This window comes from Umezawaea tangerina (genome assembly GCF_003002815.1).
Lineage (GTDB): Bacteria > Actinomycetota > Actinomycetes > Mycobacteriales > Pseudonocardiaceae > Umezawaea > Umezawaea tangerina.
In genome coordinates this window covers 72,310-91,901 of sequence record NZ_PVTF01000008.1, presented here as the reverse complement: position 1 = coordinate 91,901, position 19,592 = coordinate 72,310, and the positions used below count along the sequence as shown (strand labels likewise).

Genomic DNA, 19,592 nt, shown 5'->3' with positions numbered 1-19,592 from the left:
CTTGAGGTTTCGCCGCGTCGTCATCGTCGCGCGGCGCGGTTGGACCGTCCTCAGTGGACGACGCCGGTGTTCGCGTGTGCGGCGATGTTGGTGTCGTACCTGCCCTTTTCGGCGGTGAACGGGGTGTTGGGTGCGGTTCGAGCCGGCACCGGGGCCAGTACGGCGGGTTTGCAGTGGGTGTCGGCGGCGTTCACGGTGGCGTTGGTGGGGGCTGTGCTGTCGGGTGGGGTGCTTGGGGATCTGCATGGGCGCAGGCGGGTCGCGTTGGGTGGGTTGGGGTTGACGGTGGTGGGGACGGTGTTGGGGTTCTTGGCGGGTGGGGTGGCCGGTGGGGTGGGGATTTCGGTGTTGTGGGCGGCGCAGGCCGCTGCAGGGCTGGGGGCGGGGTTGGTGATGTCGGCGACGTTGGCGTTGGTCGCGTCGACGGCGGTGGGGGTGGTGGCGCGCGATCGGGGGATCGCGGCGTGGGCGGCGGCGAACGTGCTGGGGTTGGGTGGTGGGCCGTTCCTGTCGGGGGTGGTGGCGGAGCGGGCCGGTTGGTACTGGCTGTACCCGCCGATCGCGGTGCTCACCGTGGTGGTGATGGTGTTCGGGGCGAGTCGTGCGTTGGAGTCGTCGGCGCCGGAGGGGCGGTCGGCGGACTGGGCGGGGCAGGTCAGCGGGGCGGTGGGGGTGGTGGCGCTGGTGTACGGCGTGATCAGCGGTGGGGTGTCCGGGTGGGGGTCGGTCCAGGCGCTGGTCGGGCTCGGGGTCGGGGTGGTGGTGCTGGGGGTGTTCGTGGTGGTGGAACAGCGGTCGGCGACGCCGCTGCTGCGGCCCGCGCTGTTCGCCTCGCGCGGGTTCAGCGCGGCCGGGCTCGCGGCGATGGTGGTGCTGTTCACGATCGTGGGCGTGGTGTTCGTGCTGAGCCTGTTCTTCGCCCACCAGGAGGTGCCTCCGCTGGGCATCGCCGTGCGGTTGGCGTGCCTGTTCGGCGGGAACGCCGTGGCCAGCTTCGCCGCCGCCCGGCTGCAGGCGGTGTTCGGGCCGAAGGTCGTGCTCACGGCAGGACTGCTGGTCGCGGCGGCCGGGCTCGTCGCGCTGCTGGGGACGACCGACACCAGCGGTCTCGGCGGGTTCTCGTGGCGGCTGCTGGTGACCGGCGCGGGCTGCGGGCTGGTCATCGCCACGAGCACCGCCGTCGCCGTCCAGTCGGTGCCCGGTGAGCTCGCCGGGATGGCGGGCGCGGCCAACAACGCCGTGCGCCAGCTCGGCGGGGCGCTGGGCGCGGCGGTGGTCGGCGTCGTGTTCGCGGCCCGGCTGCACGCCGGAGCCGGTCACGCCGACGCCGTCCACACCTGCGCGACCGCCCTCGCGGCCCTGCTCCTGGGCACCGCGGCCGTGACGGCGGTCCTGCTGTTCGCCCGCCGCGCGCCAGTGACCGCGTGACGCCTCAGAGCGACACGGTCAGGCCCCCGTCCACGACGAGCGTCTGGCCGGTGATCGCACCGGCCTGGTCCGAGGCCAGGAACGCGACGGCGTTGGCGATGTCCAGCGGCGTCGCGAGGCGCAACGGGGTGCGGCTCTGCCTGCGGTCCACGCCCGCGGCGTCGACCACGTCGAGCGAACCCGGAGTGGGGACGAAACCGGGGGCGACCGCGTTGACCCGGATCCCGTTGGGCGCCAGCTCGACGGCCAGCTGCCGGGTCATGCTGGCACCGGCGCCCTTGAGCGCGCCGTACATGGTGGCCCGCGGGAACCCGGTGGTGGAGGTGATCGAGGTGATGTTGATGATGGACCCGCCGTCGTCGCCCATGGCCTTGGCCGCGCCCTGGCTGAGCCACACCATGCCCTTGATGCCGATGGCGATCATCCGGTCGAGGACCTCCTCCTCGACGTCGGGCAGCAGCGCGTAGTGGATCCACGCGGCGTTGTTGACCACGACGTGCGGGCCGCCGAGCCGCTCGTTGACCACCGCGACCAGCTTGAGCACCGCGTCCCGGTCGCTGATGTCGCCGTGCACCGGGTACACGCCCGGCTTCGCCTCGTCCGGCAGGGTCGAGAGGTCGCGGTCCTCCGGGTAGCCGAGGTCGAGACCGACGACCGCGTAGCCCGCCTCGCTCATCCGCTCCGCGATGGCGGCGCCGAGGCCGCGTGCCGATCCGCTGACGACGCACACCTTGGTCATCGCGCACTCCTTGCTTCCGCTGTGGTGTCGGGGTTCCACCGCGGCGGGGCGATGCCCTCGACGGCGGCCTTGATCTGCAACGCGACGAACCTGGAGTAGATGCGGCACATGGCGAAGCTGCCGCCGAGGACGAAGAGGTTGTCCTGACCGGTCCTGGACCACATGCCGCGCTGCTCCCAGTCCGCGCCCGGCCCCCAGATGGGCCCGACCCGGTCGGCGACCTCGTCGCCCAGCATCGCCCGCACGCCCTCCTGCATGGGCTTGAACCCGGTGGCGAGCACGACGAGGTCCGCCTTCACCTCGTCGCCGTCGGCGAGCACGACGCCGTCGGCGGTGAAGTGGTCGACCCCCTTGCCCTGCTTGAGCTTGATCTTGCCCTCGATGATCAGGTCCGACGCGCCGACGTTGATGTAGTAGCCGCCGAAGTACCGGATCAGCTTGAGGTAGAACCCGGTGTCGTCCTCGCCGTTGTCCAGCGCGAACCCCACCGCGCGCAGACCGTCCAGCAGCTCCTTGTCGTCCTCGGCCATCACCTTGCTCAACGGGCCGTGCAGCTCGTGCAGCAGCGCGTTGGGCACGGACGCGCTGCGCAGGTCGGTGTCCTCCAGCGGTCGCACGCCCTCGGCCTGGCTGTACAGCGTGAACACCCTGGCGGCACTGGGTTCCAGGCTCACGACCGTGGTCGAGGAGCGCTGGAGCATCGTCACGTCCGCGCCGCGCAGGTAGAGGTCCTGCGCGATGTCGTGCGCGCTGTTGCCCGCGCCGACGACCAACGCCGTGCGGCCTTGGACGTCCAGGTCCTCGGTGCGCCCGCTGGAGTGCACGACCTGCCCCTGGAAGTCGTCCATCCCCTCGAACGAGGTGACGTTGGGGATGCCGCTGACGCCGGTCGCCATCGCGAGGTGGCCGGGCCGCAGCGTGCGGATTGAACCGTCCGCCCTGCGCAGCCGCACGGTCCACCGGCGGTCGGCCTCGTCGAAGCGGCCGTCGAGGAACTCGGTGCCGGTCCACACGTTCAGCTCGAGGGCCTTGGCGTAGGACTCGAACCAGTCCGCGAGCATGTCCTTCGGGATGTAGATCGGCCAGGTGTCCGGGAACGGCAGGTACGGCATGTGGTTGACGCAGATCTCGTTGTGCAGCGTCAACGAGTGGTAGCGGCCGCGCCAGTTGTCGCCGATCCGCTCCATCCGGTCCACCACCAGGGTGGGCACGTCCAGCTGCCCGAGCCGCGCGGCCAGGGTGAACCCGGCCTGCCCGGCGCCGATCACCAGCACCTCGGGGTCCCGGTCAGCGAACTCGGCCGTCGCGAGCCTGCGGTCCAGCCAGTTCTCCCGGCCCTCGTCGGTGGAGCGCCTGCTGTCGCGGCGCCGGTGGACCCCGGTCTTCTCCGGGTACCCCTCCAGCTCCTGGAGCGTGGTGAGGAACGTGAACGCGCGGACGGCACCGGCCTCGTCCCGCACCAGCCGCACGAACCCCCGGCCGCGGCCCATCGCCGTGCGGAAGCCGAAGAACGCCTCGACCACCCCGGTCCGGTCGCCGATCACCCCCTCGACCGGGTCGCCGTCCTCCAGCACGGGATCGGTGAACCCGCTGGGCTCGTGGGCGGCGCCGAGCGCCGCCTCGACCTCCCCCGGCCCCCGGAACGTGCGGATGTCCCAGGTGAGGGCCAGCAGGTCGCGCCAGTAGCAGTCCGGGGTGAACAGCGACGCCGCCGCGGCGTAGTCGCGGGCCTCCAGCGCGGAGCCGAGGCCTGCCAGCCAGGCCTCGGCGACCCGCCGCCGCTCCGCGCCCTGGGTGTCTTCGGGGATGGTCATCGAGGATCCTTTCCGCGCCGTTCGTAAGGGGTTGCGATCACGACCTGGACCACCGGTCGTCGCCGACGTCGAACCGCGGGGGAATCCGTCTCCGTGCAGGGTTTCGGGGAACTAGGACTCCACCGCGGGTTTTAAGCCGATCCCGGACGCCCACAGGGTGGTCAAGGTCTGGATGACCTCTTCCTCCTCGTAGTCCTCGCCGAGGACGAGCCACACGTAGCAGAAGTTGCTCACCATCGACGTGATGGCCTCCGCGACGCAGCGCGGGGACAGCGTCGGGTCGACCCTGCCCTCACCCTGCAACCTGCGGATGCCCTTCTCCGAGCGGTTGCGGAAGATCTGCCGGATGTTGCGGCGCATCTCGCGGAACCGCGGGCTGATCGTCGCGACCTGCTCCAGGATGGCGAGCAGACCGGCGTTCTCCTGGTAGGCGCGGACGTAGGCCCGCGTCACCAGCTCGAAGCGCTCCAGGGGGTCCCGCGACGACCCGGTGGGGACCGACGCCGCGACGTACAGCCCCTCGTTCACCTTCTTGATGACCGCGGTGAAGATGGCTTCCTTGGAGTCGAAGTAGGTGTAGAACGACCCGCTCGACATCTTGGCCAGCGCCGTGATGTCGGTGATCTTCGCGTCCAGGAAGCCGTCGCGCACGAAGATCTCGCTCGCCGCCTCCAGAAGTCGTTCCTGGGTGCGGAACCCGCGCTCGCTGCGCGGGACCAGGATGCCCTCGTTCCAGTCCGGTTCGGCCACCGCGGGTGCCGGTCCCCCCGTCGACGGATCGCCTGTAGCTGAGCTCACTGCTGCCCCTTTGCCGGAGTGTCGGCGGGGACGCGGACCTCGTCGCGTTCGGACGGAGGTGTACCCAGGTACGCCTCGACGACCTCCGCGTTGCGGCTCACATCCCCGAGGGAGCCACTCGCGATCACCTGGCCCTGGTTCAGCACGACCACGTGGTCCGCCAGTGCCTCGACGGCCTGCATGACGTGTTCGATCATAACGATCGCGACGCCCTGCTCCCGGCACGTTCCGACCTGCCTGATGACCAGGTCCACCTCGTGCGGCGTGAGCCCGGCCATCACCTCGTCCAGCAGCAGCACCTTGGGCCGCGACACCATCGCGCGGGCGAAGTCGACCAGTCGCGTCAACGCCGTCGGGATGCTGCCCAGCTGCTGGTCGCGGTACTCCCACAGCTCGAACCGCTCCAGCTCGGCGCGGGCCAGGGCGTTGGCCTGCCGGTAGCCGCGGGCCTGCCGGTAGGCCGCCACCGCGACCGACTCGAACACGTTGAGCGAGCCGACGTTGCCGGAGATCTGGAAGGTGCGGGTGATGCCCTTGGCGAACGCGGTCGCCGACGGCACCCCGGTCACGTCCTCGCCGTCGAGGTGGACCCGGCCCGCGTCGGGCTTCAGCACCCCGCCGATGATGTTGACCAGGGTGGACTTCCCGGCGCCGTTGGGTCCGATGAGCGCGGTGATGGAGGCGGAGTCGGCGGTGAAGTTCACGTCGTGCAGCACGTGCAGCCCACCGAAGCTCTTCGCGACGTTCGAGACGCTGAGCATCAGCCCACCCTCCCGTCGACGAGCTCCCCGACCGGCTGTTCCGGCGCTTCGGGCACCTTCTCCTTGCGACCGCTCCCGAAGACCGCGCGCACGCCCGCCTCCCACAGCGGCATGATGCCGCCGGTGCCGAACCGCAGGAGGAGGATCACCACCACGGCGTAGGCGATCTGGGTGTAGCTGCTGACGTTGGCCGAGGACACCGAGAACGAGCGGAGGAACTCCTCCAGCACGGCGATGCCGATGCCCGCGACGATCGGACCGGCCAGCGTCCCGGCGCCGCCGATGATCGAGCCGACCATCATGGCCACGCCGATCTCCACGGTCAGCACGGACTCGTAGCTGACGATCTGGACGTACTGCGCGATCAGGGTTCCGGCGATCGAGGTGAGCCCCATGCTCAGCGCCATCGCCAGCGCCTGGTTGCGGACGACGCGGATGCCCATGCTGGCCGCGATCACCGGGTCCTCGCGGATGAACGGCAGCGACCGTCCGAAGTGGGTGAACCTCATCAGCGCCGCGGTGCCCGCGGTGATCACCACGAGGAAGCCCAGCGTCGTGTAGTAGAAGCCGCTCGGGTCGACGTACCACTGCAGGTGGGCGAAGCCCTCCTCGGTACCGGAGTAGGAGATCCCGTTGGTGTCGCCCAGGAACGTCCACGACGCCGCCACGCCCGCGGCCGCCAGGCTGAGCGCGAGCGTGCCCAGCGCGAGGAAGAACGCGTTCACGCCGAACCTGCTCATCAGCAGGCTGATCAGGAAGCCGATGACGGCGGAGATGAGGACCCCGACCACCAGGGCGACCCACGCGTTGACCTCGTGCCGCCAGGTCAGCACGGCCACCGAGAACGCGCCCGTGCCGAACGCCACGATGTGCGACAGGGACAGCTGGCCGACGTAGCCGCCCGCGATGTTCCAGGTGAAGTTGCGCAGCGCGTAGAGCAGCGCGACGAACCCGACGCCGATCATGGGCGGCGGCACCAGCGAGGGGTAGACGACCGCGAACACCAGGGCGACCACGACGACGACGGCGTTGACCCTCCTCAGTGGAGTGTCGAGGTACCGCAGCGGGTTTCCGATCGTCATCCCACACCCACCTTCGTCAGCGACGTCCGCGGCTTGATCCGCGCGGCCGCCCGCACCACCAGGCCCTGCGGCCTGACCAGGATCACCAGGAAGAACAGCCCGTACACCAGCGCCGTGGCGAAGGTCCCCGGCGCGTAGAGGCTGCCGAGCGCCTCGGCGAGCCCGAGCAGGACGCCCGCGGCGACGGTCCCCCACAGCGAGCCCGCGCCGCCGATGACCACGACGATGAACGCCTTGATCGTCAGCTCCAGGCCCAGCGCGGGCGACACCGGCTGGATCGGCAGCAGCAGCCCGCCCGCGATCGCCGCCAGGCCGCAGCCCAGGGCGAAGGTGAGCCGGTAGACGCGCCGGACGTTGATGCCCACGTGGATCGCGCCGTTGAGGCTCTCCGAGCAGCCGCGGATGATGCTGCCGATCCTGGTCCGGTAGACCAGGAACGACACCAGCAGCACCAGCACCAGGCTCAGCACGCCCGCGGCCATCCTGGGCGCGCTGATCGTCACGCCGGAGGAGGTGAACGCCTCGAACGGGTACGGGTTGGGGATCGTCTCGAACGGTTCCGGGTGCAGCACCTGGAACAGGTACTGGATGGCGATGCCCAGGCTCAGCGTGATCACCAGCTGGCTGTGGCCGCCCTTGGCCAGCCCCGACTCCAGCAGGAACCGCTGCACCAGGTACCCCACGAGCGCGCCGCCCAGCGCCGCCAGGACGATCGCGCCGATGAAGGCGGGGAACCCCTGCGGCTTCAGGGTGAGCACCCCGTACATCCCGATCAGCACGAAGTAGCCGTGGGCGAAGTTCACCACCCTCATGACGGTGAACACCAGGTACAGGCCGATGCCGATCAGCGAGTAGATCAGTCCCTGCAGCAGTCCGGTGGACGCCAGCTGGAGAACCGTGCTCATGCCTTCACCACCCCTCCGGTCGCGGCGCTGCCGAGGTACCCGCGCCGCATCAGCTCCGAGTCCGCCAGCTCGGCGGTCGGGCCCTCCCCCGCGATCACGCCGTTCTCCAGGACGTAGGCCCTGGAGGCGAGCGCGAACGCCTGGTGCACGTTCTGCTCCACCAGCAGGACCGTCGTCCCGCGTTCGTTGATCTCGGCGATGGTCCGCATGATCGACGTGACGACCAGCGGCGCCAGCCCGAGCGACGGCTCGTCGAAGACGAGCATCCTCGGCTGGGACATCAGCCCGCGGCCGATGGCCAGCATGCTGCGCTCGCCGCCGCTGAGCGTCCCCGCGAGCTGGTCGGCGCGTTCGGCCAGCCGCGGGAACAGCTCGTAGATCTCGGCGAGCACCTGGTCGGTCGACGTCCGGTCCGCCACGGCGACCGCGCCGAGCCGCAGGTTCTCCTCCACGGTCATGCCGGAGAACAGGTCGCGGTTCTGGGGGACCACGACCAGGCCCCGGCGGACCCGGTCCCAGGGGCGGACGCCGAGCAGCGACTCGCCGAGGAAGGACAAGGTCTTCGCCTTGCTGGGCAGCATCCCCAGCACGCCCTCGATCAGCGACGTCTTGCCCGCCCCGTTGGACCCGACGAGGCAGACGCACTCGCCCTCGCGGACCACCAGGTCGACCTGGTGCAGCACCTCGGACCGGCCCCGCCTGACGCTGAGGCCCTCGATCTCCAACGTCGTCATGGCCGCTACTTGCTTCCGGGACGCGGGTAGACGACCTTCGCGGTGGCCACGTTCTCCGGGTACACCGGGATGAACTCACCGCCCTGCACCTGGGTGACGATGCCCTCGGCCTTGGAGTTCAGGCCCTTCTCGTCGAACTTCACGCCGTGGCCGATGATGTACATGCCGTTCTTGTCACCGCCGAGCCCGTCGAAGTCGACCTTGCGCAGCGCCTGCGCGATCTTCTCCGAGTCGTCGGCCGTGCCCGCGATCGTGATCGCCTCGGCGGCGACGGCGAGCGCGGAGTAGTAGCACGCCCCGATGCCGTCGGGCTTCTGGCCGTCGTAGGCCGCCACGTAGTCGTCGTAGAACTTCTGCGGCGAGAACTTGGAGCCCTCCTTGGCCTTCAGCTTCTGGGTCCAGTAGCTGCCCGCCAGGTCGTTCTCCGCGATGTCGCCCGCCGACTCGACGAACTTGGTGTTGGTGTTGCCGCCGAGCACGCCGACGGTCGCGCGCGGGACGAACCCGGACGCCTTGAGCGCGGGGTAGAACTGGAACGTGCCCTGCGGGTTGCCGCCGAAGATCAGCACGTCCGGGTTGGCCGCCTGCACCTTGCTCACCAGCGGCGCGTAGTCGCTGGTCGACGCCTCGTCGTAGGAGATCGTGTCGAGCAGCTTCACGTCGGGGAACTCGTCCTTGAGCGTGCGCTCCCAGGCGGTCTTGGCCTCCGGGAAGGCGCCGAGGCTCGCGTGGACGATCACCGCGGTCCGCACCGGGCTCCCGGCGGCCTTGGCGCCCGCCATGACGGCGCGGACCGACGCGGCGGCCCAGCCCTTCTGGTCGGGCATCGTGGGCTCGAGCTTGAACGCGTACTTGCGGCCGTCGCCGATGATCGACGCGGCGGCCTCCATCGGGACCAGCAGCGGCACCTTGATCTGGTCGGCGGTCGTCGCCGCCACGACGGTGGGCGGGCTGGCGGACGCGCCGAGCATGATCTTGCAGCCGTCCTGGACGAGCTGCTTCATCAGCGCGGGCACGGCGTCGGGCTTGGACTGGTTGTCGACGGCCTTGATCACGACCTGGCGTCCGAGGATCCCGCCCAGCCCGTTGAGGTCCTTCGCGGCCAGCTGCAGGGCGTTGAGCGTCTGCGTGCCGTAGGCCGCGGTCGCCCCGGTGAGCGAGGCGACGTAGCCGATGGTGATCGGGTTGCCGCCGCCGCTGCCGCCGGAGGCGGAGCCCGAGTCGCCGCAGGCCGCCAGCAGGCCCGTGGCGCCCAGGGCACCCGCGCCGATCAGGAAGCGGCGCCGGGACGCCTGGATGCCGAGCAGACCGCCGGGGTTGTTGGTGACCATCTTGGTACCTCTCGCCATTGGGAGGCGCGTCGCGCCCGAGGAGTTGTGGTGCTGACTTGCTCGCGAAGAACCGACTGTCATCGACCGGTCCAGTGCGGTTTTCGCTTCTCGACGAACGCCGCGGCCCCCTCAAGCCGATCGGCGCTCGTGTACGGGCTCGGACCCGGATCCAGGCGGAGCGCGGTCGAGATGGGCAGCGTCGAGCCCACCCGCACCATCGCCTTGTAGCGGCGCAGGGTCACCGGCGCGCGCTCGACGAGCTGCGCGGCGATCCCCCTTGCCCGGTCCGCCAACTCCGCTCGCGGGGCAAGCCAGTTGACCAGCCCCACCCGGTGGGCGTCGGCCGCGTCCAGCGGCTCGCCCAGGTACAGCATCTGGAACGCGATCCCCATCGGCACCAGCCTCGGCAGCATCTGGCTGCCGAAGTTCGCCCCCAGCCCCACTTTCGACTCCGGCAGCATCAGCCGCGCGTCGTCGGCGGCGATGCGCAGGTCGCACGCCATCGCCAGTTCCAGGCCGCCTCCGACGACCCAGCCGTGCAGCACCGCGAGCGTCGGTTTCCCGCACTCCAGCACGGTTTCGTAGAGGTTGCGCGTCGGCCCCGCCATCGGCAGGTACGCGGCGGCACCCGCCCGGTCGTTCCCGTTCATCTGCTTGAGGTCCGCGCCCGCGCTGAACGCGCGGTCCCCGTTGGCGGTCAGCAGCACGACCCGCACGGAGTCGTCGCGGTCGAGGTCCGCGAACACCTCGACCAGCTCCCGCTGGAGCTCCGTGCTGAGCGCGTTCAGGTGGTCGGGGCGGTTCAGGGTCACCGTCGCCACCGAGTCGGCGATGTCCAGCAGCAGGGGCGCGTTCATCCGGCGTCGCCCCCGCCCACGCTGGCGCTGAGCCGCGGCCAGAGGCCTGCCCCGCCGTCGGCGAGCACGCCCCGGCCCAGCCTCGCGGCCCAGTCGCGGGTCGTGCCGAACTCGTCCTGCCACGCCCACAGCCGCGTGGTGAACCACGGCAGCGCGTGCTCGTCGGTGACGCCGATGGCGCCGTGGACCTGGTGCGCCCGCTTGGTCACGATCCGGGCGGCGCGGCCCGCGGTGTTCTTGGCCGCCGCGACCGCGAACGCCGCCTGCTCGGCGGTCGCGGACACCGCCAGCTGCACGGCCATCCCCGTGCACATGGTCTCCTCGGCGATGGCGACGAGGTGGTGCTGCACCGCCTGGAACGAGGAGATCGGCTGGCCGAACTGCTCGCGTTCACCGGCGTAGGCCAGCGACAGCTCCAGCGCGGACTCCATGGCACCGCCCATGGACGCGGCGCGCAGCACCGCACCCCGTTCGCGCAGGGCGTCGTGGTCGACGGTCGTCGGCGCCACCGCGTCCGCGGCCAGGGCGACACCGTCGAACCGCACGGTGTCGCGCGGCTCCTCGCCGAGGTTGGTGCCGCGTCGGACGTCGTCGGGGATCGGCAGCACCACGGCGAACGCGGTGCCCTCCCCCGTGGCGACGGCGGCCACCTGGTCGCTGTCGCGGCCCCACGGGACGCGGTGCAGCACACCGGTCGCCGTCCAGCCGTCGCCCGAGCGGGCCAGGGTCAGGTCGTCGTCCGGGTGGGCGGCCGCGCAGGTCGTGATGCCCGGCGGCAGGTCGAGACCCGCCCCGGTCACCAGCCAGGCCGCCAGTCCCGCCGTCTCCACCAGCGGCACCGGTGCTGCGGCGCGGCCGACGGCCCGTGCCAGCACGACCAGCTCGGCCAGTCCCGCGCCGGACTCGACGTCGCCGAGCGCGGTCAGTCCGGCCTTGTCGAGCACGGTCCACAGGTCGCGCGGGAACTCGCGGCCGGTGGCGGCGCGGGTGTCCCGGTCGAAGTGCTTGGCGAAGATCGCGCGCAGCGTCCCGTCCAGGAGCTGGAGTTCGTCGCTCACAGTGCCCTCCGCTTCTCGCGCAGCAGGTGCTTGGCCGCGACGGTCCGCAGCACCTCGTTGGTGCCGCCGCGCAGGGTGAAGGTCGGGGCGGTGACGGTCGCCTCGGCCAGCAGCCTGCCGAACAGGTCGCCGTCGGGTTCCTGCTCGCCGCCGGTGAGGTCGCGGACCAGGTCGAGCACGTCGTGCTCGAACGAGGTGCCGAGGTCCTTGACCAGGGTCGCCTCGACCGCGGGGACCTCGCCCTGGTCGAGCGACCTGGCGATCGACAGGGACATGTTGCGCAGCACCCAGTACCGGGCGGCCAGCGCGCCGAGCCGCAGCTCCGCCTCCGGGCCCGACACCTCCCGGAAGTCCAGGAAGTACCGCAGCACCGGGAAGGTGGTCAGGAAGCGGTCCGGGCCGGAGCGCTCGTAGGCCAGCTCGGAGGTGACCTGGTGCCACCCGGAGCCGATCTCGCCGAGCACCATGTGGTCGGGCACGAAGACGTCGGTGAACACGACCTCGTTGAAGTGGTGCTGCCCGTTGAGCAGCCTGATGGGCGACACGGTCAGGCCGTCCGACGTCAGGTCGACGATCAGCTGGCTCAGCCCGACGTGCTTGCGGCCCTCCTGCGGGGACGTGCGGCACAGCGTCATGGCGTAGTGGCAGTACTGCGCGCCCGACGTCCACACCTTGCGGCCGTTGAGCAGCCAGCCGCCCTCGGTGCGGGTCGCCCTGGTGCGCACCGACGCGAGGTCCGACCCGCTGTCGGGCTCGCTCATGCCCAGGCAGAAGAACGCGTCGCCCGCGACGATGCGGGGCAGGAACTCGCGCTTGAGCCGTTCGCTGCCGAAGGACAGGATGACCGGCGCGGTCTGCCGGTCGGCGACCCAGTGCGCGCCGACGGGGGCGCCCGCGGCGAGCAGCTCCTCCACGACGAGGAACCGCTCGGTCGCCGACCTGCCCGGCCCGCCGTACTCCTCGGGCACGACCATGCCCACCCAGCCGCGCGCGGCCAGCCTGCGGCTGAACTCCGGGTCGGCGGCGGCGTTGATGCCCAGCTCCGGCAGGTAGGTGCCGCTGGGGAACTCCTCCGCCACGAACTCGCGCACCTCGGTGCGCAGCTTCTCCTCGTCCTCGGTCAGGCCCGAAGGCCGGAACTCGATCATCGGCCCGCCCCCGCCGTCACGTCGCCGTTCGCCGAGCCGCTGCCGTTGCCGTTCGCGCGGAGCCGCCGGGCCTGGGTCCAGATCTGCACGCCGCGCTCGACCTCGATGGCCGTCGACCACGGCAGCGGCGACGGGTCGGCCTCCGCGCGGAACGACCTGGCCACCCGGCGGGCCAGCACCGGGTCACCGGCGACCCGCCCCGCGAGCTCGAACGCCCTGTCCTCGACCAGATCGTCGTCCAGCGCCTCCCACGCCAGTCCTATGTGGACGGCGCGCTCGCCGGAGACCTCCTCGCTGAACACGCCCATCGCCGCGGCCGCCTCGCGGCCCGCCACGCGGGAGGAGATGGTGAAGAAGCCGCCGCCGGGGTGGATGCCCGCCTTGAGGAACCCCGCGATGAGACGGGCGTCCCGCGCGACGATCCGGAGGTCGGCCGCCAGCGCCAGGTTCAGGCCCGCGCCGACCGCCGCACCGCGCACCGCGCAGATGGTGGGGACCTGGATCTGGCCGACCCGGTAGAACGCCCCGTAGATGTCGTCGGTCTCGGCGTAGGCGCTGTCGCTCATCGGGTCGGCGTAGGTGCCGCTCCACGAGCGGGTGTCCGCGCCGGAGCAGAACGTGCCGCCGTCGCCGCGGACGACCACCGCCCCGATCGTCGGGTCGGCGTCGATCCGCTCGCACAGGTCGGTGAGCTGGTGGGCCATGTCGAGGGTCAGCGCGTTCTTGATGGCGGGATTGCTGACGGTGAGGACGGCGATCCCGTGCTTGCGTTCGAACCGGACTGCGGGCGTCATGTCGTCGTCTCCTCGGTGGGGTGGGGCGCGCCGCCCAGGCGGAGCAGGAAGTCCAGCGCGATCGCGCGCTCCCCCGCGTCGACCAGCCGGAGCGGGTTGACCTCCAGCTCGACCAGCCGGTCGCCCACGAGCACGGCGAGCCTGCTCAGCCGGGCGATCGCCTCGGCGGCGGCGTCCAGCGCGCAGCCGGGCCGACCGCGGAAGCCGGTCAGCAGCGGCGCGGCCTTCAGCTCCAGGACCATCTCCTTGGCGACGGTCGCGTCGACCGGGGCGAGCCGGGTCGTGGTGTCCTTGTACAGCTCGGTGGTGACGCCGCCCATGCCGACGGTGAGCAGCGGCGGGAACCCCGGTTCGGTGTTGGTGATCCCGACGAGCAGCTCGGGCCCCTCCCCCACCTGCTCCTGCACCAGCACGTCGATCGCGCCTTCGGCCTCGAAGCGCCGGACCAGGTCGTGGTAGACCGTCGCCGCCTCCTCCGCGCCGACCCCGAGGCGGACACCGCCCCGTTCCGTCTTGTGCGGCACCTCGGGCGACTGGATCTTCAGCACCAGCGGGCCGCCCAGCGCGCGGGCAGCGTCGGCGGCCCGGTTCGCGGAGTCGACCAGCCGTTCGGCGGGACGCGAGATCCCCAGTGCGGCCAGGACCTCGGCACCCTCGTGCTCGGTCAGCACGCCGCCGTGCAGGCCGCCGAGGACGTCGACGACGGAAATGTCCGATGTGGACGGTTGGACGAGCGGACGCGGTCCCCGCGGGGCCGCGGTGGCCAGGGCGTGCAGCACGCCGACACCGGTGCGCGGCGAGTCGTACACCGGCATCCCGTTGGCGCGCAGGATCTCCCTGGCCACGTCGGTCTGCTGGCGGGCGGCCAGCCACACGACCACGACCGGCTTGGTCGCGCGGGCCCACAGCCCGCACAGGCCGTGCGCCATCGACGTGGCCAGGTCGCCGGTCACCATCGTCAGGACGACCAGGACGGAGTCGACCGTCGGGTCGGCCAGCAGCTCGTCGCAGACCGCGATGAACCCGTCGGTCTCGTTGGCCTTGAACATCTGCGCGGTCACGTCGACCGGGTTGGTCACCGCGCCGAAGTCCGGGACGACCTCGGCCAGCCTGCGCTGCACCGGCTCGGTCAGGTCGTCCACGGTCATGCCGCGCGCCTCGGCCTGGTCCGCGGCCAGGCTGCCCGCGCCGCCGGAGGTCGTGATGATGCCGAGCCGGTTGCCGCCCGACCGGGGCAGCACGCTCAGCGCGTGGGCCGTGGCGATGAAGTCCTCGACGTCGTCGGCCTGCACGACCCCGCGCTCCCGGCACATCGCCGTGAACGCCGCGTCGTCGCCGATGATCGCGCCGGTGTGCGAGGTGGCGGCGCGCGCCCCGGACCGCGACAGCGCGGACCGCAGCACCAGCACCGACTTGCCCAGCTCGGCGGCCCGCGCGGTCAGCCGGTCGAACTCCGCGCCGGGCACCGGGCTCTCGAGGTACATCGTGAGGACCTCGATCCGCGGGTCCTCGACCAGGTGGTTCGCGATCTCGGTGGCGCCGAGGTCGGCCTGGTTGCCGGTGCTGGCCCAGGTGCCGATCCGCAGCCCGCGCTCCCTGGCGAGGCTGAAGATCGAGCCGCCGACCGCGCCGCTCTGGCCGATGTAGGCGATGTTGCCCGGCTCGGGCACGCCCAGCTCCAGCGCCGCGGTGAACGAGGCGACCACGTGGTCGTGGACCGCGACGAGACCCTGGCAGTTCGGGCCGAGCAGCCGGACGCCGTGGTGGCGGGCCAGCCGGACGAGCTCGTCCTGCAGCGCCTGCCCGTCCGGCCCGGTCTCGGCGAAGCCGGACGCGAACACGACCGCCGCCTTCGCGCCCGCCTTGGCCACGGCGGGCAGCAGCCGCACGACCTCGGGGGCGGAGACCAGCATCAGGACCAGGTCGACCTCACCGGGCAGGTCGTCCAGCGACGGGTAGCAGGTGAGGCCTCCGAGGGTCTGGTAACCGGGGTTGACCGGGTAGACGTCCCCGGCGAACCCGTGCTCCACGAGGTAGGTCAGCGGGCGGGCGAAGGGGTTGCCGACCCGGCCGGACGCGCCGAGCACGGCGATCGCCCTCGGTCGGAACAGGGCGGTGAGGCCGTCGGCGGTCGTGCGACCGGCACCGGCTGCGAGTCCGCCGGGCGGGGTGAACGTTGCGGCGTCGGACACCTGGCGGCTCCCTGGGAGGACTGGTTCGGACTGGCGGGGTGTTGCGAGCATGTAACTTGAACCTGAATTCAGTGTCAAGTAGTGTCCTGGAGCACACAAGATCAAGGAGTCGCCGGATGAGATTCGGACTGACCCACGGCAACATCGGCCGCTTCGCGGACCCGGAGGCGGCGGCCGAGGTCGCCGTGGCCGCGGAGGCCTCCGGTTTCGACTCGCTGTGGACCATCGAGCACGTCGTGCTGCCCACCGAGTACGAGCCGCTCTACCCGGAGACGGCCGACGGCCGGATCCCGTTCGCCCCCGACCACCCGATCGCCGACCCGCTGGTCTGGATGGCGTTCGCCGCGGCCCGCACCAGCACGATCAAGCTCGGCACGGCCGTGCTCGTCCTGCCCCAGCGCAACGCCCTGATCACCGCGAAGGAGGTCGCGACCCTCGACCGGCTCTCCGGCGGGCGAACGCTCCTGGGGGTCGGCGCCGGCTGGTTGCGCGAGGAGTTCGACGCCCTGCGGGTCGGTTTCGAGGACCGCGGCAGGCGGATGAACGACACCATCGGCGCGATGCGCGCCCTGTGGTCGGGTGGGCCGACGGACTTCACCAGCGACTCGGTCGACTTCACCGGCGTGGTCAGCTCACCGCGCCCGCACGGCTCGTCGGTCCCGATCCACATCGGCGGTTTCACCGTCCCGGCGTCCATCAGGGCGGGCAGGCTCGGCGACGGCTTCTTCCCCGGCGGCTACGACCTCGACCGGCTCGACGTGCTGATCCGCCGTTGCCGCGAGGAGGCCGTCGCCCACGGCCGCGACCCCGACGCCATCGAGATCACCAGCCGGTGGACCAAGGACCGCGACGCGCTCGCGGACCTCGACGTCCTGCACCGGCTCGCCGACCTGGGCGTGGACCGCGTGACCGTGTCCACGCTGCTGTTCGACCACGAGCACATCACCGACGAGCTGGCCCGCTTCCAGGAATCCGTGATCGCGAAGTTCTAGCCCGCAGAAGTGGAGTACCGGCGATGCCCGCTGTCGAATCCGTCCTCGGCCCGATCGACGCCGACGACCTCGGTCAGACCTTGATGCACGAGCACGTGTTCGTCCTCGACCAGGAGATCGAGTCCAACTACCCCGGCCGCTGGGACGAGGAGGAGCGCATGGCGGACGCCCGCCAGAAGCTCCAGGACGTCGCCTCCCGCGGCGTCCGCACCATCGTCGACCTCACCGTCCTGGGCCTCGGCCGCAACGTCCCCCGCGTCGTCGAGGTCGCCAAGCAGGTCGACGTCCAGATCCTCGCCGCCACCGGCCTGTACACCTACGACGACGTCCCCATGTTCTTCCGCTTCCGCGGTCCCGGAAAACTCGTCGACGGCCCCGAGCTCCTCACCGAGTTCTTCGTCCGCGACATCACCGAGGGCATCGGCGACACCGGCGTCAAGGCCGCCATCCTCAAGTGCGCCACCGACCGCTCCGGCGTCACCGAGGGCGTCGACCGCGTCCTGCGCGCCGTAGCCCGCACCCACCTGGAAACCGGCGTCCCCATCTCCACCCACACCCACGCCCTCACCGAACGCGGCCTCGAACAACAGGCCATCTTCCGCGAGGAGGGCGTCGACCTGACCCGCGTCGTCATCGGCCACTCCGGCGACACGACGGACCTGGTCTACCTCCGCAAACTCATGGACGCCGGCTCCTACATCGGCATGGACCGCTTCGGCCTCGACCTCATGCTCCCCTTCGAAGACCGCGTAGCCACCGTCGCCTCCCTCTGCGCCGAGGGCTACGCCGACCGCATCGTCCTCTCCCACGACGCCGCCTGCTTCACCCACAACTTCGACGTCGAGGTCAAACGCGAACTACTCCCCCGCTGGCGCTTCACCCACCTCCACGACGAGGTACTACCCGCCCTACTGGAACGCGGCACCACCCAACAGCAAATCGACCAAATGCTCATCCACAACCCCCGCACCATCCTCAGCACCAAATAACAAGGACCACAACCACACGCCCACCAGCACGCATCCGACGCAAAGCGAAGCAGCAGCCACCCCTCCCCGATGGGCGCAGCCCGCCAGCGCGCATCCGGCGCGAAGCGCCTGGGGCCTCGTCGGCGCCAGCCGATGCTCTGTCCGCCGCGAAGCGCGGATGCCCCGTCCAACGGCGCAGCCGAGGATGCCTTGTCGGGCGCAGCCCGATGCCCTGTCGAGCGCAGCTCGATGCTGGCGAAGCCAGATCCCCTCCCGCCCCCGATAAACAGCGCCCTCCTGCCCCACCCCCGCTTGTCAAGATGGCTTTATCGTCTTGACAAGCGGGGGTGGAGCATTGAGACAATCGCGCACCGGGGGCCGGGCTTCACCAGAAGGTGGGCACCCCCAAAACCAACACCAAGCCCCACCCGCGCTCTCGCCGAACGCCGCCAGGACCCCACCGACGGCCGCCGCCAGCTCCTCCCCCCGACTGCCGCGGGCCGCGCCATGGTCGACGACAGCCGCGACGCCGGCGACGACCGCCTCACCCCGTCCGGTTCACCACCAACGGCTCCGACGCCACACCCGGCCGCACCGACATGTCCGGCCGTTCGGCGGACACTCCGGCGGAGGGCCGGGACCGGGTCGTCAACAACCTCGCCGGTCACCAGGAGGACATCACCGTCACCAAGCGCAACCGGGGCTCGGTCCAGGCCGTCTTCCCGCTGCTCAGCGAGACCGGCACCACCGACGAGATCATCGAACTGCCGGCGGGCACCAGGCCCTGACCCCCGACGGCGCTACACCCCGAACCCGGCCAGGCCTCCGTCGACCAACCGGGCCGCGGCCCGGACGTCCGCCGTGACGGCCCGCCGGACCTCTTCCGGCGTCCGGGTCCCGTCGAGGTACTTCCGCAGGCCCCCGAACTGCACCTTCCACAACCCCAGCAGCGCCGTCGCGGCGATCTGCGGCTCCGGTGCGTCAGCCGCCATCCCCGCCCGCCCGGCCAGCACGGTCGCCGCGACCACGACGATCCGGTCGGTCATGTCCCGCTGGTGCGCGCGCAGCGACGGCGTCCCCTGGACCAGCTCGTCGAAGCGCCGGATCTTCTCCCCCGCCGCGACGGGGTCCTGCTGGTCGGCCAGCCACGACGTCATGCCGTCCAGCTCGGTGGCGAGGATCCGCAAGGCGGCCTCCGTCGGCGTCACCGCCGGGTCGGCGAACCCGGACCGGACCGCGGCCATCGCGGCCTCGGGGTGGTCGAGGACCAGCGACTCCTTGGTCGGGAAGTAGTTGAAGACGGTCTTCTCCGACACCCCGCACGCCTCGGCGATCTCGGCGACCCGGACCGCGTCGAAGCCGCGTTCCAGGAACAGCTCGGTGGCGACGTCCGTCAGCTGCTGCCTCGTCCGGCGCTTCTTGCGCTCCCGCAGCCCCTCTCCCTTGGCCGCCCCGCCGGGCGGGCTGTCCGGGGCCGTCCAGTCCACGGTCCGCGCGCTCATGGGCACCAGCGTAGTCCGACAGCCGGATAGTTTCTGCTACTGTAAATTTCTAGTCACTGAAACTACTGACTCCGGGAGCCCACCATGGCGGACAACGCCGAACCGCTCGTCCTGATCAACCTCTTCTCGATGCCCAAGGAGGTGGTCGACCGCTTCATCGACGGCTGGGAGAACAGCACCGCCGCGGCCAAGGACGCCAAGGGCTTCCGCGGCACCCGGCTGCACCGCTCGCTCGACCCCGACGCCGAGTTCCCGGTCGTCAACATCGCCCGCTGGGACAGCGTCGAGGAGTGGCAGGAGGCCGTCGGCCGGTACTTCTCCGCGCCGGCGAAGGGCGACCGCGGCCCCGTCTCCGCCAAGCCCGGTCTCTACACGGTCGTGCACGTCACGCCGGACCCGCGGGAAAGCGCTGTCCACGGCTGACGGGCACCGGATGGCGAAGGACCGTGCGGACCGGGGGTCAGGGACGACCTCCGGTCCGCACGGTCA

Annotated in this window: 20 protein-coding genes; 5 read left to right on the top strand and 15 right to left on the bottom strand. The window is 71.3% G+C overall.

Annotated elements, in window-relative coordinates:
* Positions 1-50 precede the first annotated feature (50 nt).
* Complete coding sequence (locus CLV43_RS49445) at positions 51-194, bottom strand: hypothetical protein (protein WP_245887057.1); 144 nt, start codon at positions 192-194, stop codon at positions 51-53.
* On the opposite strand from CLV43_RS49445, the gene CLV43_RS26010 reads away from it, so the two are divergent.
* Positions 127-1,428, top strand: coding sequence for an MFS transporter (locus CLV43_RS26010; protein ID WP_245887051.1), 1,302 nt, complete (start codon positions 127-129; stop codon positions 1,426-1,428). The two genes, CLV43_RS49445 and CLV43_RS26010, sit on opposite strands and share 68 nt — an antisense overlap.
* A 4-nt stretch (positions 1,429-1,432) precedes the next feature.
* On the opposite strand, the gene CLV43_RS26005 is transcribed toward CLV43_RS26010, so the two are convergent.
* From CLV43_RS26005 to CLV43_RS25945, 13 genes are all read right to left on the bottom strand, one after another.
* Positions 1,433-2,167 (bottom strand): SDR family NAD(P)-dependent oxidoreductase, encoded by a 735-nt coding sequence (locus CLV43_RS26005; RefSeq protein WP_106189966.1) that lies wholly within the window; start codon positions 2,165-2,167, stop codon positions 1,433-1,435.
* Positions 2,164-3,981 carry a flavin-containing monooxygenase gene (locus CLV43_RS26000; protein ID WP_106189965.1) on the bottom strand — a complete coding sequence of 606 codons (1,818 nt, stop codon included), beginning with the start codon at positions 3,979-3,981 and terminating at the stop codon, positions 2,164-2,166. The genes CLV43_RS26005 and CLV43_RS26000 overlap by 4 nt, the downstream gene beginning before the upstream one ends.
* 111 nt (positions 3,982-4,092) lie before the next feature.
* A complete protein-coding gene (locus tag CLV43_RS25995; RefSeq protein ID WP_106189963.1) occupies positions 4,093-4,779 on the bottom strand; it encodes a TetR/AcrR family transcriptional regulator in 687 nt (228 codons plus the stop codon).
* Positions 4,776-5,540, bottom strand: coding sequence for an ABC transporter ATP-binding protein (locus tag CLV43_RS25990; RefSeq protein WP_106189961.1), 765 nt, complete (start codon positions 5,538-5,540; stop codon positions 4,776-4,778). The genes CLV43_RS25995 and CLV43_RS25990 overlap by 4 nt, the downstream gene beginning before the upstream one ends.
* On the bottom strand, positions 5,540-6,622 hold the full coding sequence (locus tag CLV43_RS25985) for a branched-chain amino acid ABC transporter permease (protein WP_106189960.1): 1,083 nt from the start codon (positions 6,620-6,622) through the stop codon (positions 5,540-5,542). Before CLV43_RS25985 ends, CLV43_RS25990 begins: the two co-directional genes overlap by 1 nt.
* Positions 6,619-7,527 (bottom strand): branched-chain amino acid ABC transporter permease, encoded by a 909-nt coding sequence (locus CLV43_RS25980; RefSeq protein WP_106189958.1) that lies wholly within the window; start codon positions 7,525-7,527, stop codon positions 6,619-6,621. Before CLV43_RS25980 ends, CLV43_RS25985 begins: the two co-directional genes overlap by 4 nt.
* The gene (locus tag CLV43_RS25975) at positions 7,524-8,261 is read right to left on the bottom strand and encodes an ABC transporter ATP-binding protein (RefSeq protein ID WP_106189957.1); all 738 of its coding nucleotides are present in this window, start codon (positions 8,259-8,261) and stop codon (positions 7,524-7,526) included. Before CLV43_RS25975 ends, CLV43_RS25980 begins: the two co-directional genes overlap by 4 nt.
* A gap of 5 nt (positions 8,262-8,266) precedes the next feature.
* Positions 8,267-9,592, bottom strand: coding sequence for an ABC transporter substrate-binding protein (locus CLV43_RS25970; RefSeq protein WP_170156015.1), 1,326 nt, complete (start codon positions 9,590-9,592; stop codon positions 8,267-8,269).
* 77 nt (positions 9,593-9,669) lie between these two features.
* Positions 9,670-10,449, bottom strand: a complete 780-nt coding sequence (locus tag CLV43_RS25965) for an enoyl-CoA hydratase/isomerase family protein (protein WP_106189953.1) — start codon at positions 10,447-10,449, stop codon at positions 9,670-9,672.
* The gene (locus CLV43_RS25960) at positions 10,446-11,507 is read right to left on the bottom strand and encodes an acyl-CoA dehydrogenase family protein (RefSeq protein ID WP_106189952.1); all 1,062 of its coding nucleotides are present in this window, start codon (positions 11,505-11,507) and stop codon (positions 10,446-10,448) included. The genes CLV43_RS25965 and CLV43_RS25960 overlap by 4 nt, the downstream gene beginning before the upstream one ends.
* The gene (locus CLV43_RS25955; protein ID WP_245886994.1) at positions 11,504-12,655 is read right to left on the bottom strand and encodes an acyl-CoA dehydrogenase family protein; all 1,152 of its coding nucleotides are present in this window, start codon (positions 12,653-12,655) and stop codon (positions 11,504-11,506) included. Before CLV43_RS25955 ends, CLV43_RS25960 begins: the two co-directional genes overlap by 4 nt.
* The gene (locus CLV43_RS25950; protein WP_106189950.1) at positions 12,652-13,449 is read right to left on the bottom strand and encodes an enoyl-CoA hydratase/isomerase family protein; all 798 of its coding nucleotides are present in this window, start codon (positions 13,447-13,449) and stop codon (positions 12,652-12,654) included. The genes CLV43_RS25955 and CLV43_RS25950 overlap by 4 nt, the downstream gene beginning before the upstream one ends.
* A complete protein-coding gene (locus CLV43_RS25945) occupies positions 13,446-15,641 on the bottom strand; it encodes an acetate--CoA ligase family protein (protein WP_170156014.1) in 2,196 nt (731 codons plus the stop codon). Before CLV43_RS25945 ends, CLV43_RS25950 begins: the two co-directional genes overlap by 4 nt.
* A 116-nt stretch (positions 15,642-15,757) precedes the next feature.
* Between CLV43_RS25945 and CLV43_RS25940 the strand changes: the two genes are divergently transcribed.
* From CLV43_RS25940 to CLV43_RS25930, 3 genes are all read left to right on the top strand, one after another.
* On the top strand, positions 15,758-16,633 hold the full coding sequence (locus CLV43_RS25940; protein WP_106189947.1) for an LLM class F420-dependent oxidoreductase: 876 nt from the start codon (positions 15,758-15,760) through the stop codon (positions 16,631-16,633).
* A gap of 23 nt (positions 16,634-16,656) precedes the next feature.
* A complete protein-coding gene (locus CLV43_RS25935) occupies positions 16,657-17,622 on the top strand; it encodes a phosphotriesterase family protein (protein ID WP_106189945.1) in 966 nt (321 codons plus the stop codon).
* A 578-nt stretch (positions 17,623-18,200) separates the two neighbouring features.
* Complete coding sequence (locus CLV43_RS25930; RefSeq protein ID WP_106189944.1) at positions 18,201-18,389, top strand: hypothetical protein; 189 nt, start codon at positions 18,201-18,203, stop codon at positions 18,387-18,389.
* A gap of 12 nt (positions 18,390-18,401) precedes the next feature.
* Here CLV43_RS25930 and CLV43_RS25925 read toward each other — a convergent pair whose 3' ends face one another.
* Positions 18,402-19,103, bottom strand: a complete 702-nt coding sequence (locus CLV43_RS25925) for a TetR family transcriptional regulator (RefSeq protein WP_106189942.1) — start codon at positions 19,101-19,103, stop codon at positions 18,402-18,404.
* 84 nt (positions 19,104-19,187) lie between these two features.
* On the opposite strand from CLV43_RS25925, the gene CLV43_RS25920 reads away from it, so the two are divergent.
* Positions 19,188-19,526: an antibiotic biosynthesis monooxygenase family protein gene (locus CLV43_RS25920; RefSeq protein ID WP_106189941.1), complete on the top strand. Its 339-nt coding sequence runs from the start codon at positions 19,188-19,190 to the stop codon at positions 19,524-19,526.
* Positions 19,527-19,592: the final 66 nt, after the last annotated feature.